We start from the raw sequence: 24,332 nt of genomic DNA, 5'->3' as shown, positions 1-24,332 counted from the left end.
ATTTCCGATGTCGACGATGGCGCCGCTGGGAGTGCCACCGGCACGAAGCCGGGATTCACCGCCAAAGATGCTGCCGGTGCCGACTTCTTCGCTTCCACGACCCAGTTTCTCAGCAGATTGGCATTCAGGCCATTGGCCAGGGCCACCGCTGCGATCGAAACACCCGTATGGCTGCAGGCTTCGATCATGCTCGCCTTGAATTCGGCGCTGTGACGCCGCCATGTCCGGCGTTGCTTGCTTTCGGTAGTGTCCATGTGTCCGCGGGTTTGAACTCGTGGACACAATGCTCAGCCGCTAGCAGCGCTTACTCAAGATGACTTCGCCAGACGCTTACGATTCGAAGATGACCGGCGCCACCCGACCGACCGCCCCATCTCTGCCCATCGTGGAGACCGGAAACCCCTGGTCAATGTTCGGTGAGCGCCAACACTTAAAGATGACTTCGCCTGCCGCATACACCTCACCGTGGCGGCCGCATGCTGACTGACGATGGCAGCACATGCGTGAAGTCGACGAAGCGGAGAATCCCATGTGCTTCAGCTATCCAGCAACATCACGGCCGGAGATGTCGCTCACTTGTTCAGAAAGTTTCTCCGGTCTCAAGCCGCCTCTACATGGAAACTTTTACGGCCTCCATGTATAGCGACTCCGGCTTGTATTCATCTCCGGCATCATCGCAGTCCAGTCTCAAATTGAGCCAGTCTGGAATATTACTCGTGTCAAAAGTGCGAACAGCAGGTTGTATAAAGCCACAGGACTGCAACAGCCAAGACAGATTGAAGCGGTCATACATCCATTGATGCGTTTCTCCTCGCTTGCGAGCATCGCCCAATAGCAGATTCTCAATGAAGCGACGGAGGGGTCTTTGGGTGCTAGTGCCATGAGCCTCTCGGAGCACTGACATTTTCAGAAGTGGCTCAAAAAGAGCGTCGTGATCCGCTATGGTGGCATGGCCACCATCGACAGCACAAAGCTCCACGTGCTCGAGATAAGTCCGACAATAACGCTCATAGTCGGGGACAGCTATTCGAATTATGCCACCGGGGCGCAAGACGCGAGCACATTCGGCGACGAACTCCTTTGCGATGCCGCGATCAAGATGCTCTAGTACGTGTGAATGGTAGACAACATCTACGCTATTAGCTGGAAAGGGAATTCCACGAGATAGATCGTGGACCATCAAATTATTGGGCAGCGAGTTGAAACGCCGGAGGCGATCACCGTTTAACAATATCGGAGCAACTGCCCTCAGCAGGAAATTGGACCGTATCCTGAGCAAAATTGACCAGTCGATATTTACGACGTCCGGATGTGGGCTGACCTTAGTGCCACAGCCGAGATTTAAAATTTTCACGGGCTCTAACCCTTGGAATCGGACTCGGGACTTAGGGCGGCGGTGTCGCGCTTGGAAATGGCGAGCACTCCGAAGGTATTGCGAATCCCGAGTTTTTCGCCCCATGGCTGCAGGCGATCGCTATGCAGGCTGCAATATTCGAAAACTTCGCAACGGAAGCCTCGTTGTTCGAGTAACACTTTGATAAGATTTTGATTGACGCCGTTTCTGACCGCATGATACTCAGTACTATCGTGTATGGAGTCGTCCGAATAATACCCAAAGGCACGACGAACTTTGCGAGCGGTTCCGCCCAACAGGTCGCCTTGCTGTACCCGAAAGAAGGTGTAAGCAGATGCCGAAACAATGGCATCCTTAAGCGAAATTGATGATCTCCACATCGGGTCCTGAAAAGATATGAAGCCACCACCCCGCCTTAATACCTGTGTGGCCCGCTCCACCACATGTATATAATCGGGGATGTGATGCAGCAACGAATTGGCCACAACAATATCAAAGTGCGGCCCTTCATTGAGCACTATCTCGATGTCCTCACAACGTACTTGGAGATGCTGTTTGAAGTGGCTGCATTTGGCTTCAAGCTGCTCCAACTGCTTCTCCGATATGTCCACAGCGGTTACATCGGCGCCAAGTTCCAGAAACGGCAGCGTTACCGTTCCTTCTCCCGCACCCAGATCAAGGACTTTCGGGCGGCCGCCTGAAGAGCTTTGTACCTGAGAAAATGCGGCCTGGAGCATTGAATCGTAAAGCCGCTGAATGGAAGCGTGACGCAGGTGCGGAGCCATATGGGTATATTCCCCGCTATTCAGGGCGTTGTAGACATTCCTGTTATGGTTATTCACCTGCTGCAATCTCCGGGCCAACAATGTTTTAATAAGCCTCAATCGTCCATCATCGGGCAAGCGGACTTTTGATATGCATCTATCTTTAGCGTGAGCATAGAAAGTTCGAGTACGAAGATGTCAACGCAACCGTGTCAAGGGACGCAAAAAATACCTTGACCAGGCCTTAAAGAAAAAAATCCACGCTTTGATCGGCCCCACCTCAGGATGTGCGCTCAATACACGCCGCCCCTCACTGAATACGGTTCGGACCCGAGTTGAGCTAACTCCTTCGCTTCCCATTAAGACGACCTCATCGGCCAGGAATGCCGCGCGGATCTTACGGCCGGCCCGCAGCAGAAAATCGAAATCACCCGCGATACGGTAGCTTTCATCAAATTTTCCATATTGTTCAAATAGCGAACGATGATGCAGCATGCCCGTGTGCGCAACGATCATCCATTGCTTCATCTGCTCATAATGCCAAGTTCCCCCGAACACACGGCCTAGCTGTCCATGGCCATCAATCATCTGGACCCTGGCAGTTACAAAATTGTTCTCTGGGAAACGGGCCACATTGGCCAGGGCGGAAAGACTGTCCGCGCGGCTCCACCGATCATCAACGCCGAGAAAGCAAATCCAATCCCCGGTAGCGACCTGAAGCGCTTTATTCCACGCGTTGTAGATACCTCTATCCGGTTCCGATACCCAATATGTCAGGAGATCTGAATATTTCTTCAGTACTTCAACGGTGCCATCAGAAGAGCCCCCGTCGATCACGACTATTTCCTTGTGTGGATAGTCCTGTATTAGACAGCTTTGGAGACATTGTTCGAGTAATTTGCCGCCATTCCACGCTGCAATGATGATCGTGATGACCTTGGCGTTCGATTCGGGGGCTACACGCTTACTCCCCTCTTCCAGGTGACTGCCGACTGGCGCAGGCAGCTTTCCCTCTGAAAGGCGTACTGTCCGGCTCTGACCATCACTCACTTGCGCGCACACTAGAATGAACCTCTCAGATACTTAAAAGCGAAGACACATCTCCGCAAATTTCTCTTTGCTGAGATTCACTTAACAACCCTCCTCGGCCGAACATCAAATTCTGCCGCTCTTAGGACTGCAATGCATTGCGTTTGTTCTCCAATCGTCTTGGAACTCTCACGCCAATTGCGCGGACCGACGTACTCTCTCGGCAGCCACGAGCACCTCTTCCTTACGAATTCTCCCCGCGATGAATGCATATGAGAAAACAGCAAAGGTTGTGTAGTACTCAGCCATAAAGCCCTCCAGCACCACCGAAGTCGAAGCTATGAAAAGCGCCACCATCCAGATAACGAATAAATTAAACGAATGGGCTTTACGAAGAGCATGAAAAGATATCGCCGTTAAAAAAGCAAAAATCAACATAGTCGGAATACCAGCAACCCGGTAAGCATCGAGGAGCAGATTGTGATACCACTCTGTAGATCCAACCCCGTTCAACTGTGCTCCGCCTAGAGGATACTCACCAGAGAATAGCAAGGACAGGCCATGCCATTGCACTTCATATCGCGCTGATTCGAGGCCTTCGTCCGACAATCGAGCCATGGCCGGCTGGACCGAGTCCATGAAGCTATCGAAAAAAGGTCCGCCAAGGATAAGCCCCAAAAATGCGACGCCAAAAAATGCCGGCCAACGTTGTTTGGCCGTCATTTTATTTGTGGTCAGAAAAAAAACACATAAGTAAGTTGCCGAAAGCAGCATACCGGTACGATTGAGATACATTACGGCAAGGAAAATGACACCAATCAGTCCCAACCAGCCAGCAAGCTTTTTGCTCGATACTAGCAGCAAGAATCCTGCTGCCAGCACGGCGGAATTTATTTGCCCTGTCGAATGGACCTCTTCCCCGGACTGTGGGGACATCATGTAACGCCTGATTGCGGTTTCGGGCGCATTAATCAGAGTCAGAACCCCTTCGGCAAAGACAAAAATCACACAGCCAATCATCAGCCAACGAATGGCTTTTGCCGCAGTATTAGTTTCAACAAAAAACAGTGGAACAATAAAAATAATTGCAATAAGCGTGCGCACAACAGCCTCAGAGAGTTCGAGTGGCAGCGGCTTTATCTCCGCAGCCCCGAAAACCAGATAACTGCACAACCCGATTGCTAAGGCGAGCAGAAAGACCGCCTCAAATAATCGCGGTAGCCGCGCCACAAGCAGTGGGGTGAGTAATAAAATGAGCAACGCCGACTTCGCCCAGAAGGGTACAAAAAAATATGACGCGCAGAAAAAGAATTGCAGCAGCACACCGATCGAGCGATCGGTGACGGGTTGAAACTGCCTTGAGTGGTAGCTACCCAAGCGACTAAACTCCCGCCGTGCTAGTGAATGTCTCCACACTTTGCGCCTTCAACGACAATTTCATTCTTATTTGCTGCCAAACATCCTCAACCATGATTTCCTTGATGCACTTTACCGGTTGATTCACCTCGACGTTATATATACATGTCCAGTTGCAGCCGAAACATGCCAGGGTCTTGGAAACAGCAATAGGCAACGGGCGTTTGTCGAATGATTCTTCAATTTGATATGGAAGAAATCGCCCGTAATGCCCTCCACCCAGAATACACACAACCGATGCGCCTACAGCCGCTGCAATATGAGCGGAACCGGTATCGTTGGAGACTACTATTTGGGCATGATGCAATATCGCTGCCAACGCGGCCAAACTTGTCCGGCCGGTCAGATTGATAGCCTTACCATCAAGTTCATGTAGAAGCTCGTCGGTACATCGTCGATCAGGGGCGCCTCCAACGATGACCAATTGCAATCCACTGACTAGTAACCTTCGCCCTATCTCTGTAAACGAAGTAACTGGCCAGGCCTTACCACTCCAACTACCACCAGGCACTAGCACGGCATAGGGACACGGTAACTGAAAAGCTGATAAATTGGCTGCGTCCACAGGCAAATGAGGGACACGGGCTCGAAAATCAGAAAATCCAATGCCGCGCATGAAATGCGCGTTGCGTACTAATTCCATGCAATCTTCGCCGCCATGCGGAATCAGTTGCGTGTACCACGCATCCGCCCACTTTTTCAGCCACGACAAGGTATTGCTGTTGTCCCCGACAGAACCAATGCGGACAGCGGCATGGGTCACCCGGACAAAAGAATCTCCGGCCGTGGTCCATCTCGAATATGTTGGTTGGATCACAGTTGAAAAGCCGGCGGAGCGCGCCCGTCTGACCCAGCTTGCTCGGTAGTTCCAATCCTTGTTGAATCTGAGGGGATCTAGCGCCCAAATTTCATCTGCCAAATCAAGTTCCCTGGCCCAGGCCGCCCAAGTAGCATTCGCTACAAGCGTCAATTTCATTCCCTTACCACTAAAGTGCGTACGCAACCGCTTGGCCGATTCCAACCACAGAATAAAGTCGCCTATTGCATCAAGTCGTACAATACAAACACCTCCCGCACACCTATTCTGCATCGGGAAACCCGCAATAATGGAGTCGAGCGCAATCCAGGCAATTGCGCGAACCGATTCGACCCAAAAGCGTCGCAGTTTCCCCAATAACACAACGAAGGGTGAGTTTTGTGCGGTAGTCGCCGTTTGATCCCGCGGAGTGCTTCGGGCGGCCTTCTTTTGATGGACTGTAGGGCGGGACATTACCGAGATCAGGCTGAAAGCGCTACAGACATTGCCTCAATATATTTGTCTTTAGTCTGGCGGCGGATCACGTCAATCTCATCGGGATAGTCCACGGTACGTGACCGGATCGCGCCCACGATCTGTTCGACTCCTACGTTGACGACATCATCAACATAGTAGGATGGCAAGTTGAGATTATTGATCATCAGGGCGCGGCTATCGTTACCGATAACCGCGACCGGCTTGCCTAACGAAGCCATCATGAATCCAGCATGCACACGATTGACGATGCCAAACTTGGCTCGCGCGTAGAATTTCATGAATTCCACATGTTGGTCCGGAACTAAGAATCGGTCAAGGTCCGGGACTAGCTGTGCCGCCAATTGCTCCTCTTGCGGAGTATGGCAGGCAATTACCACCGGCCCCATTTTTTTGACGACTCTAGCAATATTCTTGAATTGCTCACGCCAAAGCTCTCGATTGATCGATTGCCCGAATGTGTAATGCCCACCATTCTCCATAAAATTGATAACGATGTACTCACCGTCTGCGGCCTGCAACTCAAGTTGGTCGCGGGCAAAAATTGACGTGCATGGAAGCACAGAAGCATCGCGGCCGGCTTTGTTAAGCATCAATTTTGCGAGACTATCGCGCAGAATGGTTAGATCACAGATGTCAAAGAATTCGCGGATGTAACCCTGACATTTGAGACACGCATCAACTTCGCTTCCGTCTGAGTGATAGCTTTGACAGCTCCCGCCGGCAATATTTAAAAATTTCCGGCCCCGCCGATCACGGCTAAAGCGCTTCCTGATTAATGGCTCGAACCATTCGTTTTCAGCGCAATGCGGCCCATCTGGGTGACACCAATACACTGGCGCTCCGCTTTGAACGAGTAAATCCGCTTTCTTCACCCGGTCTCCAGGGGCCACCATGCAAGCCAAGGGTTCAAGCATTTTTGAAACACGCAGGGAACGCACGTTGCCGAAACCATATACAGCTGTTACCGGAGAATGCTTATGGATGAAATCAAATCCATCGAAGGACCGAATAGTGGAGAGAAGGTAGAGGATGCCTTCTCGTACGAAATCATCCCCCACGTTATGACGAATCGTGGTAATTATCGAGGCGCGCATAGACTGCTTCGTTGATCTGCTAACCGTATTCTTACAATTACCACTGTATTCATTAAACTTCCACCCAAGCTCTGTCCTTAATACCTTGATAGCGAGTTTTCATGCCAAATTGAGCGCGAGGATGCCTGTATGCATCTTTCGGGTCAGCCTCTGCAAGTAACTCGGTCGGAATGTCATTGCGTACAAAGAAGGCATTCGTTCCTATCGCGTTGGTCCCTACAAATCGATATCCTTTTTTGCATCCCAGCCTAATGAAAGCCTGCAGGGAGGCACCTGCGTAGTCGCTGCCGTACTCCGAAAATTCCGCTACAAAATCAGGCTGATATGGCACCGTGAGCGACACCTCTGGCCCAAGCAGATGGTTGTATTCCAATACGACTACTCTGGGAGTGATGATTTGAATCGCATCCCATAACCAGTAATCAACGCCGTCCACATCGAGCGAAAGCAAGTCAATTTCACCAGAGTATCCAGCGTTGGCCACGACGTCATTAATGTTCTCGCGCGTCAGCCATGCCCCTACGATATCGGGAAGCCAATGCATGGTCTCCACCCGTGACCGGTAAAATGCCTTTGCAGCCGCAACATTCGCTGGATTCCCATCAACAAGCAACCCGGTCCAGCGATGATTAATCAGCAGATTTGCGGTATTACACTCAATTCCATTGCCTGCACATATCTCAACGCATCGGTAGTTATCAACCCCGATAAGCGAAAAAATGTAGAGCAATATGCCGTCTTCATCGTGCTGAGAGTACAAGCCAAAGCCAACATCCCTAAACGACAACTTTTCTAGTGAACGTCTCTCTCGATAACGCTCCAGCAGAAGTTTTTGGGCCACTACCTCATCCTTGCTCTGAACAGTTAAACGTCGGGACTGCACCAATCGGCGCTTAATGCTATTGGCAACGCGAAGAATTAATTTTTTTGATGTCACAGGGGGTACCTTCCAAAGAGCAATCGAATCATACGCTTGAGGGTATTTTTCAGCCTTGCATCCTTTGACCCTACAACCAGATGTTTACGGTAAAGCTGATCATGCTGGGAATCCGCCAAAACAAATGCAGGGTGACGGATAGGAAAGTCCATCTCATGCTTCCCGGTCGGCGCGAGTAGGTTGATCCGAGTGGTATGGGTTGCCTCCGATCCAAAGCCAATGTTCACAATCATATTAGACAGCGGGATGGCCGAAAGTCCGCTTTGGAAATTTTTGGTGAATCCCCACTGATAGTCCCAAGTATCAATTTTGGAAAAATATAACTTATTGCCCAATTCCAGTCTCATTTTCGCTTCGCTGGTGTCTTCATAAGCAGACTCAAACCAAGGTGCTTTACTCATCAATGGCCAATCAATCATGTCCGCGTTGTAGTACGCCCAAGCTCTCCGCCACGTCGCCCACCCCCAAATTGGGCCGTATTTGGAAAACAGGTACGAGTCAGAGCTTTCGCGATTCAATCTGTCCGTGACGAATGCTGTTCCGCATATCTGCCAAATTCGATGATCATGTCGGTATTTTTTTAGAAGCTCTTGGCAAAATCCAAAAAAACTGGACGCGGGGAGACAATCATCTTCGAGAATAATGCCTTCCTCTTCATGCTCAAAGAACCAACTGATTGCTCCACTAACTGCTCGCTTGCAGCCGAGGTTCTCACCTCGGAATAGGCTCATCACTTTGCATGGCCAATCAATTTGGCTTGTGATCCGCCGGACCTCAGCGCATCTTTCCATTTCACCAGGGCGACTGCTACGGGGTCCGTCTGCCGCAACATAGAGCCGTGGTGGCCTTGCCTGCCGAATTGCCTCGAACACCTTCGCTGTCACGTCCGGGCGATTGAAAACCAGGAAGAGAACTGCAGTATCTAGTGGCGTAGGCAGCGTAGAATCCCGCGCGGACGGCGATGATTCGGAGTAAGTCAAAAAGATGCCCTCGGATATCTGTGGCGGGTATTCTGCACGCTATTAATTGGCCACGACGTGCCTGAAGTAGTGGATGGTCCGCTTCAGGCCCTCTTCCAGATCGACCTTGGGCTTCCAGCCCAGAAGTTCGCCGGCGAGACGAATATCGGGCTGCCGCTGCTTGGGATCATCGGCGGGCAACGGCTTGAAGCTTAGCTTCGACCGGCTAGCCGTGAGGCGGAGTACGCGTTCGGCCAGTTCGAGCATGGTGAATTCACCCGGATTGCCCAGGTTAACCGGACCAGTAACGCCATCCGGCGTGTTCATCATGCGCACAAAGCCATCGATCAAATCGTCGACATAACAGAAGCTGCGTGTTTGACTGCCATCGCCGTAGATAGTGATGTCCTCTCCCTTGATCGCCTGCACAATAAAATTGCTGACGACTCTGCCATCGTTGGGATGCATCCTCGGACCGTACGTATTGAAAATTCGTACTACCTTGATATCTAGTTTGTGCTGCCGGAAATAGTCAAAAAACAATGTTTCTGCGCAACGCTTTCCCTCGTCGTAGCAGGAACGTGGCCCAACAGGATTCACTTTGCCCCAATAGCTTTCAGGTTGCGGATGGATTTCCGGATCGCCGTAGACTTCGGAGGTCGAGGCTTGGAATATTCGCGCTTTTATTCGCTTCGCCAACCCAAGCATATTGATGGCGCCATGGACGCTGGTCTTGGTGGTCTGCACCGGATCGAATTGATAATGCACTGGCGAAGCCGGACATGCCAGGTTGAAAATGCGGTCGACCTCCACGTAGAGGGGAAATGTCACATCATGCCGCATCAACTCGAAATCAGGATTGGACAGGAGATGGGCAACGTTCTTCTTGCTGCCGGTGAAGAAATTGTCCACGCACAAGACTTCATTTCCTTCCTGAAGCAACCGATCACACAGATGCGAACCGAGAAATCCCGCTCCACCGGTAACCATAACGCGATTAGTCACTTTACCATCTCCATGCTGATCCGTTAGTTAGGTGAAATTGATGTGCGAGGAAAGCACGCAAATACCGTGCTCATACAGAAACGCCTAATATCGAAAGAAGCGCATAGTATCTCCGTCAGTGACTTGGGTTACCCCGCCCCGAACCGATTCATCTATTTGGCAGCAATTGTTTGTTGGAGCAATCCTTTAACCCACTTCACCAAGATTACAACATCGCCCTACTCGTACTTGTAGTAGCGGTTATAGCTATAGCCATAACCGCCGTAGCCATAGCTACCTACACGGTAACCAACCTGATTGAAGATGGTGCCACGGACCTTTACGCCCGCCTGAATCAGGCGGCGATAAGTTTCTTCAATCTCCCGCATGGGATGTTCCGCGGACTTGAGCACCAGCAACGCGCATCCGGCCATGCGGCCGACAATGGCAGCGTCCGCGACCATCAGACTCGGCGGCGTATCGATAATGACATAATCGAAATTGGCGGATAGATGGCTGACCAGTTTGGCAAATCGCTCGTGCAAGAGCAGCTCAGCCGGATTCGGCGGCGTGGTGCCGTTGGTCACCAGCATCAAGCCTTCGACGACAGTCGGCTTGATCACCGCATTTTCATCCGCATCTCCAACTACGTAGTCAGAGATTCCTGGAGCCGCCTCCATCGATGCATATTTGTGCATATGGCCACGCCGCAAATCGGCATCGACTACCACCACCCGCTTGCCGGACAGCGCCAACACCGCGCCAAGGTTGACGGCGACAAAAGATTTGCCAAGGCCGGGGGCAGGACCGGTCAGCATCACAACATTGTTGGAAGATTCCAACCAGAGAAAGTGCAGTGAATTTCTCAGGCTGCGCAGCGCCTCGATTGCGAGGTCCTGGCTGGCAGTTGCGGCAAGGATGTGATTACCGAGTTCCCCCCTGGCCATGCGTTGCGTGAGCTGGCGCTGCCCTACGGTATAGGGAATTGCGGCATAGGCCGTCAGTCCGAGACGTGTTTCGACTTCGGTAGGGTCATCAACGCCCCTAAGGAGTGCGCGCTGGGTAATTACGCAGCCAATCCCCAGAAGAATGCCGATAAACAAGCCCGCGGAAAGCACCAGCAGTAGCTGGGGGGAGAACGCTTCCCTCGGCTCCAATGCATAATCCACAATGCGGACATTTCCTACAGTACCGGCTTTCGCAACCTGCAATTGCTGCACGGTATTCATCAAATCCGTATACAACTGGTTAGCTACGTCTAGATCCCGCATCAGGCTGAAAATTTCCTGTTGCGTGTTCGGCAATCTCTCAGCTTGACCTTTTTGCTTTTCCTGCTCGGCCTGGATGGACTGAATTTGCTGATCCAACGCCTTAACAACCGGATGCTGTGGAGTAAATCGTTGTATCGCTTCTTCTCTCTGCTGCTCCAATTGCAAGCGGCCTGTTTCCAGTTCCACGCTGTGCTGCAACACCATCGTGGTTTCCTTGGTTACGTCGACCGATCCATGTTGCAACTGATAGGCGTTCAATCGGGTCTGAGCCGTATTGACCTGATCCTTCAGCTGGGGAAGCTGTTTTTCGAGGAATTCCAGGGAGCGCTGCGCTTCGGCGGAACGCCGTTCGACGTTCTGGCGCAAATAAGCATCCTCAATGCTGTTGACGACTTTGGCAACAAACTCCGCCGACCGGCCTTTCACCGATATGGCGATAACACCGGATTGTTTGCCTTGTTCCCGTACGGTCAGAGCGCCGGACAGCTGCTCTAATACACGCTGTCTGGGAAGTTTGGTGACGTAGAATTCGGTTCCGGGACGCGCCTTCAGGTCGCGCACAAAAATGTTGATGGAACCGCTTTCGCTCTGACCAGTTAGCGCGTTGCCTACGGTTCCTTCGAGAATTTTTGTCCCTCGTGGATATTCAAGTACAAAGCCACCGTTACCATCCGTTGCATGCAGTACAAGTCTCTCGCCTAAGAGCTTGTCGGGAACCTGTAGCGTTGGCACCTCGATGTGCTCGCCACCCCATGCGTACCGCTTAAATCCCAGGAGCGGATCGACCGGTTGGACTTCGTCGTCATGCCTTCTCGCATAGGCGTGCCCGATAAAAGGAAAATAATGGGGCTGCGCTTCGACCAGCAGGTTCATCTTTTCGATGACCTGATCCAATACCATACGGCTTTTCAGGATCTGGATTTCGGCTTCAGTTTGAACCGGTGTACCCAACAGCATGGATGAGATTTCACCTAAATCTCCTCCGGCTGCAGATTTCTGATTTTCCTCAACCTCCACAAGCCCATCGGCCTTGTAGGTGGGGTGAGCAATAACGAGATAAAGGGACGCCAATGCCAGCACAGCCAGCGTAATACCCAAAATAACCCACTTACCGGAAGCCACCAGATCAAACAGATGACGCAGATTGACTTCCTCGTCCCCTGAAACACCAGCCAGCGGAGGAGCGATCACAGGCGGCCGCAGTGTTTCGTTGATCACATCGTTAGGCACTTTTACCACCTTCTCCTGAAATCTTTGAGCAAAATCGAGTTATTGGCAAGGATATCGTAGCCAAAACCGAACAAAAAAGCCGGAAGGGAACCGACAACAAAAGTTGCCTTAAGGCAACTCGCGCGGCGCACATCAAAATTGCGACCGGACTTGAATTCTTGAACTCAATCTCGCCGCCACTCCAATCTAGACATCAGAACCCGTGGAACTAATTCAAGAATAAGATCTGCAAGTATTTGAATAAAATATAATAATAGGCGTATAAAAATCAGCTTGCGCCCCAAAAAAGCATCTCACTTGATCAATGCATTTGTATCAACCAGATAGAAGATAGCCGAGATCGTCGGCAGCAGATCATTAATTACAGAATTGTATTGAGCAAAGGCGGTGGCCTTGACATAAATCACATCGCTCGGCTCCATTTGAAACTGGCTGGCAAGCAACATACCTTCTGGCCGAGACAGATCGAGCGTGAAGATATGGGCTGAAATTTTTGCGTCCAGCTCGCGATGCGGCCGAAAAATCAGAATTCCCGCATCTTTGCCTCTCGTGGTGTCAATCCCACCAGCGTTGGTGAGCGCCTGAACCAGTGTCAGGGAATCCTGCTGAATGATAACGGGAGCCTGTTTCGCTACCGCGCCCAATACGAACACTTGGTCACCCGATTGGTCGGGGATGTGCAGAATATCGCCGGGACGCAGCTCCGGGTTCGGCACCGGCTTTGCACCGGACAGCAAACCACCCAGATCAATCTGATGGATGACACCGTTGCGGACCAGAATTGCCCGTCGCCGGCTCGCCCCCGGAGTCAGGCCACCGCAGGCATCGATCGCTTGCAAAACCCCCTTGGGCGTATCGTCAAAATTGAGGGTGGCAGGCTTGTTGACCTCGCCGGTTACTTCGACACGACCCGCTCTATAGGCAACGACGCGGACGTCCACCTGTGGGTTTTGAACTACGGTTTTCAAATGTTCGGCGAGATAAGCCCTCAATTCGCCAGCAGTCGAACCAGCCGCTTTAAATGTCCCTACGTACGGATAAAAGGCCGTTCCGTCGGCGGCAACCAATCTGCCTTGGCTGGTTAGATCATTGGTAAGTCCCGTGTATGGGGAAGTCAATTCGGGGTGATCCCATACGACGACAAAGAACACGTCACCCGGTCCGACTCGATATTCCGGCGGCACATTGGACGGGAGCAACGAAGGGACCGATCCCAATTCATCCAGCGAGGGCTTTTTGGCCAGCGCAACCAATACATCGGGACTGAGCGGAACAACCTCGTACGCGGGTAGTGGGGCCGCCTGTACGACCTTGAAACTGCTATCTTCCTGGGATGGAACGACACGGTATTCGTGTGTTCCCGAACCACCCTCGCGAATATTCAGACCCGGGATAATATCGGAGCAGGCCGACAAAATCAGGCACAGCGCTAACGCGAGCAGGCGCGACGTCAATGTCTGTAAATGCACGATTTGTATTTTCGATGGATTTGAAAGGAGGCTTACGCAACAAGCTGGCCATGCCACGAGCTTTTTAGCTCCCCGGAAGTGGCGCTGTCAGCACATTCTATATGGGTAAAATGATACGGAACGCCCCTCAAATAAGCTAATCCTCGTAGGAAGTTTAGCGGACTTGCCAACAAGGAAGTCAATATTCTTTCTTTGCACGTACTTTGGCCCATTACTCATTAGAAATGTGACATGTTTCACAAAATTATCGTGGTATGCACCGGCAACATTTGCCGCAGCCCTATTGCCGAAGGCCTGCTGAATCAGCGCTTACAGATTGAAAACATACAAGTTTGTTCTGCCGGCACCGCGGCATTAGCCCATCATCCGGCAGACCCGAATGCGGTTCTCGTCGCCAAAGAAAACGGACTTGATATTTCGCCACATCGCGGACAACAGGCAACGCAGATCCTTCTGACGTCGATGGATCTCATCTTGACCCTCGATCAAACCCACAATGAATGGATCTGGTCGCGTTTTCCTCACCTCCGCGGACGCACCCACAAGCTGGGACGCTGGCGCAACCAGGCGGATATTGCCGATCCCTATCGCAAGCCCAAAGCGGCATTTGAACAGGCATTCTCCGAAATCAGCATGTGCGTTGATGACTGGATTACACGCATTCGCCCCGCGCTGCCTACACATTTGCCATAAGGCCAAGGTCGAACCAATCATTTAAGCAGTTCCGAGGCGCCTCTGGCGAAGTCCGAAGGCTGGCCGTCCTTGACGCTGAAATAGAGCTCCGGTCCGTCATAGACCATCTGGCCGCCATCACGAGTCAGGGGCCTGAAAGTAAAGCCTGCTTCCCGGCGGGTAGATTTCGCGAAGAACAGGTCCAACGGCAGGGTGATGTAAACGCCCTTGTCGAAGGAGCCTTCACCAAACTGCGCCGCCGATATGTCGGTCTTGGTGGCGAAGATTCCTAGACGAACGCCGCTGTCAAACTCTCTCGATACATCCAGGGTGGCGCCGCGGTCCTTTGCCAGATATTGGCCGGCACTGAGCTTGATCAGCAAGTTCTTGTAGCCCGGCTTGTAATACAGGGCTACGTGCCCGGTGGTTACGGTGTAGCCAAGGAAGTCGAACATCTCGTCATAACCGCGTTGCTTGACCCGGTTGACGTCGAAAGCGACTGCCCAGCTGCGGCCGTAGGGCCGATAGAGCAACTCGGTGGCGACACCACCATACATTTCTTCGAAGATGCCGGCGGAAAGCCGGTGATACCAGTCAGGATACGGCGACCAGATGTAATCCGCCTCGAGATTGATGAGGCCGTTATCACCCTGCCGGAGATATTTAACGATGTCGCTACGTACGTGCGGCAAGGTGCTGTTGGACTGGAGCTTGATTTGATCGAAGTTGTTGATGATGTTGAACCCGGCCGCGCCGGTGAGATTGAGGTGGTCAGTTACCTGGACCGCCGCGGCAACTTTCCAGTACAACTGGCCCGCATAGAAGGTATCCGGACCACCGACGCTCTGGCGAACCGCCGGCCCCATGTCCCAGGAGAATTTCGGAGTCCTGGTATCGTCGATGTATTGCGCCCCCGAGTAGCCTTCCCCAGGCCCCTTCAAAACAATTGAGGACAATGCTGCATCGGGGTCGTTGTCATGCGCCGCCTTCTCGAAGTCCTGGCGGTAGACCGCTGCGCGATAATTCTCCACGCCCTGGTCAACGAAGACCAGCGTGAATTTCGAGATTTCGTCGGGTGCCGTAGCCGCAAGGACCCTTGCGGTCCGGCCTACGGCTTTGGCCGAGTTGCGGTATTTATCCTGATTGAGCCAGACGCGAACCTCCTTGAGGAAGCCGTCATAGTCCACTGCGATCAAGGTGAAGCCCTGCTGCTTCAAGGCGTCCTTCAGCTTGAGGACGAACTCGTGCCGCTGTTCGCTTGAAATTTCGGGGGCGGCTGGCGGCCCAGCGGGCGCCGAAGTCTGGATCGCGGCCTGTTCCGGCGCGACTGCTGCGGCATTGCTTTCCGATGCCGGCAGGGCGGTATTGTTGGGGGTGGAGGCATCCCCGGACTGGTTGGGATAAAGCGCCAGCGGCGTGGGATCAGCTGATTTGAATACCCCGCGCAGGTTCTGGAAATTGGTATAGATGGCGAATCGAGCCATCACGGTGTTGCCGCGCTCGAACCCGACCCCCATGTCGAGGCCGGAAATTCCGCGATAGGCCAAGCCTACATTGATCGGCGAATCCTGCCGCTGATTGTCGCCGAGTCCTTCGTGCTGGTAATTGTTACCGTCGTATTCGACACGCAGGGAAAGGCCCTTGATCGGCGTGTTCCACGCGACGCCGCCAAAGGGGCCAATGGTCTGTCCCGTAAACCAGTACTTCGCCCCGACGTTGCCGGCAACGCCGATGCTGTTCTGCACGGCGCTGAATCGATCCTGGTCAAAGTGATGGCCGAATGCCCCGAACGGATTGGGAATATCACCCCCGCTGCCCAAACGCCCCCAACCCAGGCCGAAAGACAAATCAAAGTCATACCAGTGGTAGCTGCTGACCAGATATTCCGAGGAAAAGAAGCCAGTGCCCCCAATGTCCTGCATGCCTAGAGCAATTGAAGGCCAGTACTGGGCCTCGTTCAAAAGCCGGACCTTTACGTCGGCGCTCTTGTCTTTGTAGTGCTGGGTACCGCTGAAACTGGGGTCGTTGCTGTAAAACCGGTTGGTGACGTCGGTGTAGCGAACCGAGGCTTCCAGCCAGGGCAGCGGCTGAGCAAAGAACTGGATCTGGTTGTACGGCCGCACAGTGGAAACACCCAGGCCGAAATCGCCATCTGGGCGCATGCGCGCCGTGGGTGTCTGCATCAGGCCGACGTTGCCAAAATCATTGGCGCCAGCAAACAGGTTGTCGAACTCCGCCGCTCCAGCCGTGCGCGTCACGGCCAAAAACACCGTAATAAACACCGCGGCGCCGGTGGGGCCGATCGACAGTCCAGAACGAACGCTCAAACCTTAACCCCCACGATTCCTGATTCTTCCTTGGCAACAAACCAATTGACCCGGACAACGCCAAGCCCTGACCTCGAACCGGCCGGCAGCTGCTGCGTCGATATGATTCCTGAAGCCCGCTTTATTGGCCGGTGCACGCTGCCCCGAACATCTCGTTGCGAGTCGAAGCCGGCGGCCGACGAGCTACGAACCGAGGCCATTCTGTCATGCGGGGGTGAAAAAGTCCTTACAGATAGGGTGCGGATCTGGCCATTACCCGAAACGGCTTATTCAAACATTTTCCACGCAACCAGCGAGGGGGCCTTAAATAATGCGCCTCAAATCGTGATATGTGACACAAATATGGCCAAAAACTTGCTTAGAACTACTGAAAGCAGGGGTTGTCAGAAGTTGGCAGAGCAACAGATTGGGTATACTCTGCTTGGACTTGCGGAAGGGCGGAGCCCTTCCCTGAATTTGATGGTGAATCAGGACGAATGGAGAGGCGTTATGAATACGATTTTCAAGGCGGCGATGCTGGCCACTGCGGTTCTTAGCACCTCGGCCGTTTTTGCCGATGACACTGGCGTAGCCGCAGGCAGTAGCACCCAGGCTTCCAGCACCGCAAGCGGTTCCACCGCGACCATTGTTGCAGCTGGCGTTGGCGCGGCTGCCATCATCGGCGCGGTTGTGGCGGGTTCGTCGGACAATGGAAATAGCACGGCTACCTCCACGTCGACCAGCACCACGCACTAAGATTTTGATTTTGCAGCGATAAAAGGCCGCCTCTAAGGTGGCCTTTTATTTGGTCGAAATCACACCGCAGCAGCGGGTTTGAGCACCTCCAGCTCGATCTGCGGCATTTCCGGGCAGTACTGCTGAACCGAACGCCACACCCGCCCGGACTGGGGATCGAGCCAGAAGCTGTTGCGGGTTTCCCAGCGCCAGGCGCGCATGATTGCGATTTCATCGATCCGCCGGGTCAGGCGCTCGCGGCCCTGGATGACGATGGTTTCGTCCTTTCCGGCCTCGAAACGCGATTCCACGGCGATCGCACGCTCGTCAGCATGGCCGAGGTCGATCTCCCGGTAGACTCCACGCTGGGGCAATACACCACTTTGCGCGAAGCTGAGTAGCGGATCTTCATCCGGCGTCGGTTGCCAGCGAGTGGCCGCAAGATCACGCTGCAGGCCATGCGTGCGCAGCAGCCAGCCGCCGCGGGTCACGAATGTCACGTGGTCCGCGGAAGCCCATTCCAGCGTCCGCCCGTCCGCCTTGGCCAGCACGATCACCGCTCGCGGATTGCTGGCGATACGCACCCCCAGCGTCGCATAGGGAATATCGTGAATCTGCTCTGCAGTGAGGGGATACTCGTGCGCCGGGAGTCCCTTGGCGGTAATGGTTTTTGAGAACAGATTGACAGTCGAATTCGGATCCGACGCGCAGCCAGCCGCGCCCGTCACCAGCAAACCACCCAGGAACTGCCTGCGACTCAGCATTTCACCTCTTCTCCTGCCATTCATTCGACTGCGGTTGGACCTTGCACCCACGTCACCGTGCCTGCATGTACCGGGCATACGCGGCTGCATACCTTTATGATGTCATGAAAAAGCAGGCTGGCGGGTTCGCGCCGATGCGGGAAATCGCAGTTCGCGACGCTCAGCCATGCCCTTTCCCGCTTTCAGCATCGGGGATTGCCCGCCCGCCACCCGACGACTGCCCTTCCAGACCTTTCCGCATGGCCCCGACTGAATCCATCCCCCTGTTCCTGAGTTGTGCACGCGGCCTCGAGCCGCTGCTGGCCCAGGAAGCCGCCGCGCTGGGCGCGACGGAAGTACGCGAACAGAACGGGGGCGTGATCTGCTCCGCCGATTGGCAGGTGGCCTATCGCGCCTGCCTGTGGTCGCGCCTGGCCAGCCGCGTACTGTTGCCGTTGGCCCAGTTCGAGGTGCTCGACGCGGAACAGCTCTACAACGCCGCCAAGCTGATCGACTGGCCCGGCTGGTTTTCGGCCAACCGCACCTTTGCCATCGAAGTTGCCGGGCGCTCCAACACCCTGACCCATACGCATTTCGCGGCGCTCAAGGTGAAGGATGCCATTGCGGATCGCTTCCGCGATGACCATGGCCGCCGGCCCGACGTCGACGCCTCCAACCCAGACGTTCCGGTGCATTTGCACCTAAATGGTGCAAATGCGTCGCTGAGCCTGGACTTGTCTGGCGGCAGCCTGCACCGCCGTGGCTATCGCGCGCGCGGCGGCGCTGCGCCGCTGAAAGAAACCCTGGCAGCAGCGATCCTGATTCGCGCCGGCTGGCCCGAGGTGGCACGCAATGGCGGCGGCCTCGTGGACCCCCTCTGCGGTTCAGGCACGCTGGTAATCGAGGCCGCTTACCTGGCAGGTGATATCGCTTCCGGGCTGGCGCGCGAACGCTATGGCTTCCAGGCCCTGCGCAACTTCGACAGCAACATCTGGGGGGCGCTCCTCGGCGAAGCGCGACGGCGCAAGGAGATCGGCCTTACCCAGTTGCCGCCGCTGCTCGGCCAGGACATCGACGGCGCCACCCTGCGTTCGGCACGCAACAACGCCGAACTGGCCGGCCTCGCCGAGCATATCCAGTGGGCACAGGCCGACGTCTCGACCGCACGCCCCATCGGGGAACTCCCGGGGCTAGTGGTAGCCAACCCACCTTATGGCGAACGCCTCGGCAGCGAGGCCGAGTTGATTAAACTGTACAGCCTGCTCGGCGTGACCTTGAAGCAGCACTTCGGCGGCTGGCGGGCGGCCATCTTCACCGGCCGTCCCGACCTCGGCCCGCGCCTGGGCCTGCGCGCCGAAAAAATGTACTCCCTCTACAACGGCGACCTGCCTTGCAAGCTGCTGCTGTTCGACATGGAGGTGCCGGCGCCCGAAGCCGTGGGCGCGGTCAATCCTGGCGGCGGCAGCGAAGACTTCGCCAACCGCCTGCGCAAGAATTTCAAGCACTTGAGTAAATGGGCCAAGCGCACCGGCGTTTCCTGTTACCGCGTCTATGACGCGGACCTGCCCGACTATGCCCTGGCCGTGGACCTCTACCCCACTGCCTCGCTGCAGATCCACGCACAGGAATATGCCGCGCCCAAAACCGTCGATCCGGTGCGCGCAGAGCGCCGTCTGCGCGAAGCGCTGGCGGTGATCCAGCAGGAATTCGCCGTTCCGACTTCCGCCATCCATTTCAAGATCCGCCAGCAGCAAAAAGGTACCGACCAGTACACCCGACAAAGCGAGCAGGAAAATTTCCAGCAGGTCGAGGAGCACGGCTGCCGTCTGTGGATCAACCTCGACGACTATCTGGACACCGGCCTGTTCCTCGATCATCGCCCGCTGCGCCGACGCATCCAGGCCGAAGCCGCCGGCAAGCGCTTCCTCAACCTGTTCTGCTACACCGCCACCGCCACCGTGCACGCGGCCAAGGGCGGCGCCAGCGGCACGATGTCGGTGGACCTGTCGGCCAATTACCTGGAGTGGGGGCAGCGCAACCTCGCCCTCAATGGCATCGACGCTACGCTGAAAACGCGACGCCAGCCGGATGATGTCTGGCAGCAACGCCGCCCGCGCCACGAGCCGGTCGCCCGGCACACCCTGGTCCAGGCCGACTGCCTGGCCTGGCTCAAGGAGCAGGCCGAGAGCAAATCCCCACCGCGTTTCGACCTGATCCTGTGCGATCCGCCGACCTTCTCCAACTCCAAGCGCATGGACGGCACGCTGGACGTGCAGCGCGACCACGTCGAGATGATCCAGAACGCCGCGCGCCTGCTGACGCCGCAGGGTGTGCTGTATTTCTCCACCAACCGCAAACGCTTCAAGCTGGATATGGAAGGGCTAGCGGGGTTGGAGATCAGCGATATCACGCCGCAGACCCTGGACGAGGACTACAAGCGTCCGCCGCCGCCGCACCGCTGCTGGGCGATCAGGAACCGGACACCGTAAGCAGATCAAGGCATCGAAGCCCGTCATACGGCTGACAAATTTCGGTCATAAGCTTGAAATTTGTTTGTCTTGTTGTTTGGGGAAGTCCGCGTGAAAAAAAATGACGGCGACAATAGCCGCTTCAACCCCGGCCGGCGCAAATTGCTGGCCGGCCTGGCCGCCTCGGCCGCCGGCGCCGGTGCACTGACCGCAGCCTGCGGCGAATCTTCCGGCGTGGACAGCAACCCGTCTTCCGCGACCCCGCCCGATCCGGCCACTTCCGGCATCGACCACATTGTGGTGGTGATGATGGAGAACCGCTCCTTCGACCATTACTACGGCTGGCTGCCCGGCGCGGACGGCATCCAGGCGGGACGCAGCTTCGTCGATACCGCCGGCAACACGCAGATGAGCCACCACCTCACCGACTACCAGAACTGCGACAGCGCGGATCCGGACCATAGTTACGAGGGCGGCCGCAAGGAACTGGCCAACGGTGCAATGGACGGCTTCCTGTTGCCCGCGGCACCGGGCGATACCTTCCCCATCGGCTACTACACCGAGAGCGACCTGCCGTTCCACGGGCCGGCCGCGCACAGCTGGACAGTGTGCGACCGCTACTTCTGCTCGATCCTGGCCGAGACCTACCCGAACCGCTTCTACATGCATTCGGGCCAGACCAGCAAGCTGCACAACTCCGACGCGCCGACCGTCACCTCACTGCCGACCATCTGGGATGCGCTCAAGGCCAAGGGCCTGCAGGGCCGCTACTACTACAGCGACATCCCCTTTACCGCCGAATATGGCTTGAAGCATCTGGATATCTCGCTGCCGTTCGCCGCTTTCCTCACCGCGGCAGCCGCCGGCACGCTGCCGCAGGTGTCCTACGTCGACCCCGCTTTCCTCGGCGAAGGCAACGGCGTGTCGCACGACGACCATCCGCTCGCCGACATCCGCAACGGACAGGCCTTCCTCAACCAGGTCTACGACGCCGTCCGCAACAGCCCGAATTACGCCAACACGCTGCTGGTGATCAATTACGACGAGTGGGGTGGCTTTGCCGATCACGTGGTACCAAGCTTCGCCCCGGTCACTGCCGCCGAAGCCGCCCTCGGCAATGACGGCCGTCTGGGTTTCCGTGTACCGACCGTGATCATCGGTCCGCGCGCCCGTCGCGGCCACGTCGAGCACACCGAGTTCGACCACACCTCGGTGCTCAACCTGATGCTGTGGCGCTGGGGCCTGACGCCGTTCTACCCGCGTGCCAGCACTTCCAACAACCTGGCAACGGCGCTGGATTTCGACAACCCGCCGGATACCTCCGCGGCGCCGGCCTTCAACGTGCCCGCCGGCCCATTCGGCACCGCCTGCAACCTCGCCACCCTGCTGCCCTCGGGCGCCTCGCTGGCGCAGGTCGATGCCGTGGCGAAGTCACGCGCCGCGCACATCCTCGAACTGCAGATGCTCAAGACCAAGGCACAGCGCTTCGGCTTCCCAATTTATGGAGGTTGATCACTCCGCGAAAGTGAGCAACGCCCGCTACCCCGATGGCATTACAAGAAAAAAATTATTATATAAATCAATTTATTAAAGAATTTCTGAAAAACAGTCCATTATTTTTTCCTGAGAACCACATAAGCAAAGCTTGTCAGATAAGGATTTGGGTGCTTGATTAAGACGTCGGTCAGGGCTCGGGACATTGCGCTGACCGGCGGAATCTTTTGATAGTAATATTCGTGCCCGAAAAACCCCTTGTATTCCAAGATCTCGAAGCCGACGCTCTGCAGCCTTCGAAGTTGCGGTGGGGTCGGCCCCCTGCACCAACTGTAATATGCCTTGAATTTGCCTTGCCGATATCGATTCCTGGGCGCAACCAGATCTAGGATCGAATCCGCCAGGGTCTCAGGCAGTAGCTTGTTTGCGATGAACGGCGCCGCATAGAGCGTTGGGAAAAAATGGAACGCAATGCCGCCCGGACGCAAGATCTTGCCGACGTTGGAATGGAAGGTCTTTCCATCACGCACGTGCTCTGCCAGCATTTTAGAAAATGCAAAATCCACGTTGCCCTCGCCGACAAAGTCTTCAGCGCACACGTCCGCTTCGATCTTTCGGCAATCTGCGGGGGCTTTTGCCAGCTCGTCCGCAGATATGTCCAAGACGACATAATCAATCCCCGACGCCTTGACCACCCCGCTGTCGAGAAGAGGATTGGCCCCGCCTCCAATCTCGCAGATCGATTTGCAATCGAAATCCCGAATCAGATGCTCGACTTTGCCCTTGAAACCTTCCCATGCTTCCAGTGATTTTCCATAAGAGAGTTCCACGTCGCTTGCCTCGTCTGATTGCTGTTGGGAAGCTGTTGAATACGCCCATCTTTTCGACGCGGCCATGATTCCGGAGACTTATTTCCGATTCGGAGCCGGACCGATCATAAACTTGAGTTTTCTGCCGCAAAAGGCAGCGGTTCTGGAATCCTGAAACAGGACAAGATCGCCATTGCGATGGCAGTTTAATCTCGAACTCTCCGCTAAGGAAGGTCTGAACAAGCCTCATAATAGCGGCGGACAGCAGGGGAGCATGGCTGGATGAGCCAACTGAGCTTCGGGGACGCCGAATACGCCGGCAAGCGCAAGCAGACGCGGCGCGAGATTTTTCTGGCCGAGATGGAGCGGGTAGTGCCATGGGCTTCGCTGCTCGGACTGATCGAGCCGTTCTACCCTGAAGCCGGACGCGGGCGGCACCCTTATCCGCTGGCGGCGATGCTGCGCATCCACCTGATGCAGAACTGGTTTGGCCTGAGCGATCCGGCCATGGAAGAGGCTTTGTACGAAGTGGCCTCGATGCGCCAGTTCGCCGGGCTGTCGCTGAACCGGCCGATCCCCGACGAAACCACCATCCTGAATTTCCGGCATTTGCTGGAAGCCAATGAGCTGGCCCCGCTCGACCAAGAATGCCGATGGCGAACGCGACCCCGAGATGCACCAGACCAAGAAGGGGAACCAGTGGCACTTCGGCATGAAAGCCCACATCGGTGCGGATGTCGATTCCGGGCTGGTGCATACCGTCGTCACCACCCCGGCCAACGAAGCGGATGTCGAGGTGGTCGACGAGCTGCTGCATGGCAAAGAGCAGGTCGCCTACGCTGATGCCGGCTACGCCGGCGCCCAGAACCGCGTCACCCGCCCGGGCCTGCGCTGGGAGATCGCGGCCCGTCGCGGGCGGATCAAGGCCCTGCCCGAGGGCCGCGCCCGGCATGCATTGGAGAAGGCCGAGCGGCGCAAGGCCAGCATTCGCGCCCGGGTCGAGCATCCCTTCCGGGTCATCAAGCGGCAGTTCGGCTACGTGAAGGTGCGCTTCAAGGGGCTGGCGAAAAACACCGCCCAGGTAATCACCCTGTTTGCCCTGTCGAATCTGTGGATGGCCCGCAAACGACTATTGGCGATTGCAGGAGGATTGCGTCCGCTGCAGGCAGTTACGGGGTAAAAAGCCGGGTGAAGGGCCCTGATTGGTCGAATTGTGACAATACCAAATAGTACGATTACTGTCTTGCGCTCAACGTACTTTAGAACGCCCCAGCAAGGCCGCTTTCGACCGACTTATTCAGACC

Annotated in this window: 19 protein-coding genes and 1 pseudogene; 5 read left to right on the top strand and 15 right to left on the bottom strand. The window is 55.3% G+C overall.

Translation table 11 applies throughout. The features are described 5' to 3' along the window. The 12 genes from BP26_RS28890 to BP26_RS28865 all read right to left on the bottom strand — a co-directional run. Positions 1 to 254, bottom strand: a 254-nt coding sequence (locus BP26_RS28890) for a transposase (RefSeq protein ID WP_157572540.1), incomplete at its 3' end; no start/stop codon positions are given. A gap of 356 nt (positions 255 to 610) precedes the next feature. Further along, positions 611 to 1,354 (bottom strand): class I SAM-dependent methyltransferase, encoded by a 744-nt coding sequence (locus tag BP26_RS28885; RefSeq protein WP_211255003.1) that lies wholly within the window; start codon positions 1,352 to 1,354, stop codon positions 611 to 613. A gap of 5 nt (positions 1,355 to 1,359) precedes the next feature. After that, complete coding sequence (locus BP26_RS28880) at positions 1,360 to 2,196, bottom strand: class I SAM-dependent methyltransferase (RefSeq protein WP_157572677.1); 837 nt, start codon at positions 2,194 to 2,196, stop codon at positions 1,360 to 1,362. A gap of 120 nt (positions 2,197 to 2,316) precedes the next feature. Beyond that, the gene (locus tag BP26_RS0120975) at positions 2,317 to 3,168 is read right to left on the bottom strand and encodes a glycosyltransferase family 2 protein (RefSeq protein WP_169740759.1); all 852 of its coding nucleotides are present in this window, start codon (positions 3,166 to 3,168) and stop codon (positions 2,317 to 2,319) included. A gap of 168 nt (positions 3,169 to 3,336) precedes the next feature. Continuing rightward, positions 3,337 to 4,524 carry a hypothetical protein gene (locus tag BP26_RS0120970; protein ID WP_029922519.1) on the bottom strand — a complete coding sequence of 396 codons (1,188 nt, stop codon included), beginning with the start codon at positions 4,522 to 4,524 and terminating at the stop codon, positions 3,337 to 3,339. 4 nt (positions 4,525 to 4,528) lie between these two features. Next, positions 4,529 to 5,539 carry a glycosyltransferase family 9 protein gene (locus BP26_RS28875; protein WP_169740758.1) on the bottom strand — a complete coding sequence of 337 codons (1,011 nt, stop codon included), beginning with the start codon at positions 5,537 to 5,539 and terminating at the stop codon, positions 4,529 to 4,531. Between the two features lie 302 nt (positions 5,540 to 5,841). Then, positions 5,842 to 6,951, bottom strand: a complete 1,110-nt coding sequence (locus BP26_RS29760) for a hypothetical protein (protein ID WP_029922518.1) — start codon at positions 6,949 to 6,951, stop codon at positions 5,842 to 5,844. A 52-nt stretch (positions 6,952 to 7,003) separates the two neighbouring features. Then, complete coding sequence (locus BP26_RS29755) at positions 7,004 to 7,792, bottom strand: hypothetical protein (protein ID WP_157572676.1); 789 nt, start codon at positions 7,790 to 7,792, stop codon at positions 7,004 to 7,006. Between the two features lie 92 nt (positions 7,793 to 7,884). Further along, positions 7,885 to 8,619, bottom strand: coding sequence for a hypothetical protein (locus BP26_RS29750; RefSeq protein WP_157572675.1), 735 nt, complete (start codon positions 8,617 to 8,619; stop codon positions 7,885 to 7,887). Between the two features lie 291 nt (positions 8,620 to 8,910). Continuing rightward, positions 8,911 to 9,837 carry a UDP-glucuronic acid decarboxylase family protein gene (locus tag BP26_RS0120950; RefSeq protein ID WP_029922515.1) on the bottom strand — a complete coding sequence of 309 codons (927 nt, stop codon included), beginning with the start codon at positions 9,835 to 9,837 and terminating at the stop codon, positions 8,911 to 8,913. Positions 9,838 to 10,070: 233 nt separating this feature from the next. Next, complete coding sequence (locus tag BP26_RS0120945) at positions 10,071 to 12,332, bottom strand: polysaccharide biosynthesis tyrosine autokinase (protein ID WP_245611860.1); 2,262 nt, start codon at positions 12,330 to 12,332, stop codon at positions 10,071 to 10,073. A 293-nt stretch (positions 12,333 to 12,625) separates the two neighbouring features. Next, on the bottom strand, positions 12,626 to 13,801 hold the full coding sequence (locus BP26_RS28865) for a polysaccharide biosynthesis/export family protein (RefSeq protein WP_169740757.1): 1,176 nt from the start codon (positions 13,799 to 13,801) through the stop codon (positions 12,626 to 12,628). Between the two features lie 231 nt (positions 13,802 to 14,032). Between BP26_RS28865 and BP26_RS28860 the strand changes: the two genes are divergently transcribed. Then, a complete protein-coding gene (locus BP26_RS28860) occupies positions 14,033 to 14,494 on the top strand; it encodes a low molecular weight protein-tyrosine-phosphatase (protein ID WP_084183295.1) in 462 nt (153 codons plus the stop codon). 17 nt (positions 14,495 to 14,511) lie between these two features. On the opposite strand, the gene BP26_RS0120930 is transcribed toward BP26_RS28860, so the two are convergent. After that, on the bottom strand, positions 14,512 to 16,800 hold the full coding sequence (locus tag BP26_RS0120930) for a YjbH domain-containing protein (RefSeq protein ID WP_029922511.1): 2,289 nt from the start codon (positions 16,798 to 16,800) through the stop codon (positions 14,512 to 14,514). A gap of 489 nt (positions 16,801 to 17,289) precedes the next feature. Between BP26_RS0120930 and BP26_RS0120925 the strand changes: the two genes are divergently transcribed. Next, positions 17,290 to 17,535: a hypothetical protein gene (locus BP26_RS0120925; protein ID WP_029922510.1), complete on the top strand. Its 246-nt coding sequence runs from the start codon at positions 17,290 to 17,292 to the stop codon at positions 17,533 to 17,535. Between the two features lie 59 nt (positions 17,536 to 17,594). Here the strand turns inward: BP26_RS0120925 and BP26_RS0120920 are convergent, their stop codons facing one another. Further along, positions 17,595 to 18,278: a YjbF family lipoprotein gene (locus tag BP26_RS0120920; RefSeq protein ID WP_029922509.1), complete on the bottom strand. Its 684-nt coding sequence runs from the start codon at positions 18,276 to 18,278 to the stop codon at positions 17,595 to 17,597. 239 nt (positions 18,279 to 18,517) lie between these two features. Between BP26_RS0120920 and rlmKL the strand changes: the two genes are divergently transcribed. Both rlmKL and BP26_RS0120910 read left to right on the top strand, forming a co-directional pair. Continuing rightward, positions 18,518 to 20,746, top strand: coding sequence for a bifunctional 23S rRNA (guanine(2069)-N(7))-methyltransferase RlmK/23S rRNA (guanine(2445)-N(2))-methyltransferase RlmL (gene rlmKL, locus BP26_RS0120915; RefSeq protein ID WP_051749251.1), 2,229 nt, complete (start codon positions 18,518 to 18,520; stop codon positions 20,744 to 20,746). Positions 20,747 to 20,836: 90 nt separating this feature from the next. Further along, positions 20,837 to 22,237: an alkaline phosphatase family protein gene (locus tag BP26_RS0120910; protein WP_051749250.1), complete on the top strand. Its 1,401-nt coding sequence runs from the start codon at positions 20,837 to 20,839 to the stop codon at positions 22,235 to 22,237. A gap of 101 nt (positions 22,238 to 22,338) precedes the next feature. Here BP26_RS0120910 and BP26_RS0120905 read toward each other — a convergent pair whose 3' ends face one another. After that, positions 22,339 to 23,115, bottom strand: a complete 777-nt coding sequence (locus BP26_RS0120905; RefSeq protein WP_051749249.1) for a class I SAM-dependent methyltransferase — start codon at positions 23,113 to 23,115, stop codon at positions 22,339 to 22,341. 195 nt (positions 23,116 to 23,310) lie between these two features. Here BP26_RS0120905 and BP26_RS26955 point away from each other — a divergent pair. Then, positions 23,311 to 24,208 (top strand): annotated as a pseudogene (locus BP26_RS26955) (IS5 family transposase). Positions 24,209 to 24,332: the final 124 nt, after the last annotated feature.

The sequence above is a fragment of the Nevskia soli DSM 19509 genome (assembly GCF_000711955.1).
Classification (GTDB): Bacteria; Pseudomonadota; Gammaproteobacteria; order Nevskiales; family Nevskiaceae; genus Nevskia; species Nevskia soli.
Note: the sequence above shows the minus strand (reverse complement) of the source record. Positions and strands in the feature narration are given on the sequence as shown.

Coding starts and splice junctions, on each gene's coding strand:
- BP26_RS28875 (WP_169740758.1), bottom strand. CDS start 5,539: ATGAAATTGACGCTTGTAGCGAATGCTACTTGGGCGGCCTGGGCCAGG.
- BP26_RS29760 (WP_029922518.1), bottom strand. CDS start 6,951: ATGCGCGCCTCGATAATTACCACGATTCGTCATAACGTGGGGGATGAT.
- BP26_RS29750 (WP_157572675.1), bottom strand. CDS start 8,619: ATGAGCCTATTCCGAGGTGAGAACCTCGGCTGCAAGCGAGCAGTTAGT.
- BP26_RS0120950 (WP_029922515.1), bottom strand. CDS start 9,837: ATGGTTACCGGTGGAGCGGGATTTCTCGGTTCGCATCTGTGTGATCGG.
- BP26_RS28860 (WP_084183295.1), top strand. CDS start 14,033: ATGTTTCACAAAATTATCGTGGTATGCACCGGCAACATTTGCCGCAGC.
- BP26_RS0120925 (WP_029922510.1), top strand. CDS start 17,290: ATGAATACGATTTTCAAGGCGGCGATGCTGGCCACTGCGGTTCTTAGC.
- BP26_RS0120920 (WP_029922509.1), bottom strand. CDS start 18,278: ATGCTGAGTCGCAGGCAGTTCCTGGGTGGTTTGCTGGTGACGGGCGCG.
- rlmKL (WP_051749251.1), top strand. CDS start 18,518: ATGGCCCCGACTGAATCCATCCCCCTGTTCCTGAGTTGTGCACGCGGC.
- BP26_RS0120905 (WP_051749249.1), bottom strand. CDS start 23,115: ATGGCCGCGTCGAAAAGATGGGCGTATTCAACAGCTTCCCAACAGCAA.